Genomic DNA, 1,633 nt, shown 5'->3' on the forward strand with positions numbered 1-1,633 from the left:
CCCCGATCCACCATGTCGGGTGCGGTTCGTGGGCGTGCCGTGAAGTGAAATGTCCTTCTGGTCTGGGAAAATGTTGATTGTCTAGAGCAACGTTTACCAGTCCGGAAGGACACCTCGTAAGTGAAAGCATCTCACGGTATTGCGCCGGTCTTCGATGACCACAACCTCGTGTCGCATGCGGGTCTTGTCCCGGTGCTGGAGCTGGCGGAGCGGGCGGGCCTGTCGGAACTGATCGCGGAGGCTGTGACGTTGCCGGCCGCGAGCGTGCCGGTCAAGGCGCGGACGGTGATCGGTGGGATGCTCGCCGGTGCAGACAGCATCGATGACCTGGACCTACTGCGCTCGGGTGGCACCTCGCGTGTGGTCGGGGCAGTGCGGGCTCCCTCGACGGTCGGAACGTTCCTGCGCCAGTTCACGCACGGGCATGTCCTCCAGCTCGGGAAGGTGAACCGGGTGCTGCTGCGTCGCCTGATCGGGGACCTCCCGACCCTGGCTGGGACGGCGGGCGGGCTGGTCATGGTGGACATGGACGACACGATCCGGGAAGTCCACGGCTACCGGAAGCAGGCTGCCGCGTTCGGCTACTCCGGAGTGCGCGGGCTGAACGCCCTGATCGTGACGGTCACCGGGCAAGACGCGGCGCCGGTCATCGCGGAAGCATCGCTGCGACGCGGGAATGTCCGCTCCGGCGCAGGCGCCGCCCATCACCTCGCCCGCGCACTGGGCACGGTCCGGCAGGTCGCCCCTGACCGGCGGGCGCTGACTCGCGCGGACTCCGCGTTCTGCACGCACGAGAACGTGACCACGGCGATCAAGCACGGGGCGTGGTACTCGTTCACGATCCCGCAGTGGCCGACGGTGCAGCGGGCGATCGCGGGGATCGATGAGGCCGCGTGGACGAGGATCGAGTATCCGAACGCGGTCCGCGACGAGGACACGGGCGAGTGGATCAGCGACGCCGAGGTCGCGGAGGCACCGTTCACCGCGTTCGTGTCCCACCCCAAGGCCGAGCACGTACACGCCCGACTGATCGTCAGGCGGGTGAAGCGGCTGAACAGCAACGCGCAGCACGGGCAGGACACCTTGTTCGACACCTACCGGTATCACGCGTTCATCACCAACAGCGATCTCACCAAGGTCGACGCGGACCGGTTCCACCGTGGTCACGCGATCGTGGAGCAAGTCATCGCAGAACTCAAAGCAGGGCCCCTCGGCCACCTGCCCTCCGGGCGGTTCACCGCGAACGCAGCATGGTTGCAGTTCGCGGTCATCGCGCACAACCTCTCCCGCGCCGCCGCGACCGCCGCGGGCATGAGACGAGCTCGCATGGCAACACTGCTGCGCACGATCGTGCACACGCCCGCGAGGCTCGCCCACACAGGCCGCCGTCTCGTGATACACCTGCCCGCCGCGTGGCCGTGGGCGACCGCCTGGACCAGGCTCTGGGACACCGCGACCAGCCCGCCCCACCCGGCCGCCGCCGCCTGACCAGCATCGCCCCGACGGGCACGAACCGGAGATCGACGTGGATAAGCCAGAGCCCCGGCTGGCAGAACACGCACGCCCGCCCGCCGAAACAACTCAACGAAAAGCGAAACGCGGCTCAACCGAATCGCGACGGTGGATCAGGGCT

Annotated in this window: 1 protein-coding gene; it reads left to right on the forward strand. The window is 67.8% G+C overall.

Going from position 1 to position 1,633, the window contains the following annotated elements:
* Nucleotides 1-120: 120 nt before the first annotated feature.
* Nucleotides 121-1,488, forward strand: coding sequence for an IS1380 family transposase (locus WFI52_RS14115; RefSeq protein ID WP_442927781.1), 1,368 nt, complete (start codon nucleotides 121-123; stop codon nucleotides 1,486-1,488).
* Nucleotides 1,489-1,633 lie beyond the last annotated feature (145 nt).

This window comes from Microbacterium sp. MMO-20, assembly GCF_037147735.1.
In the GTDB taxonomy this organism is placed as follows: Bacteria; Actinomycetota; Actinomycetes; order Actinomycetales; family Microbacteriaceae; genus Microbacterium.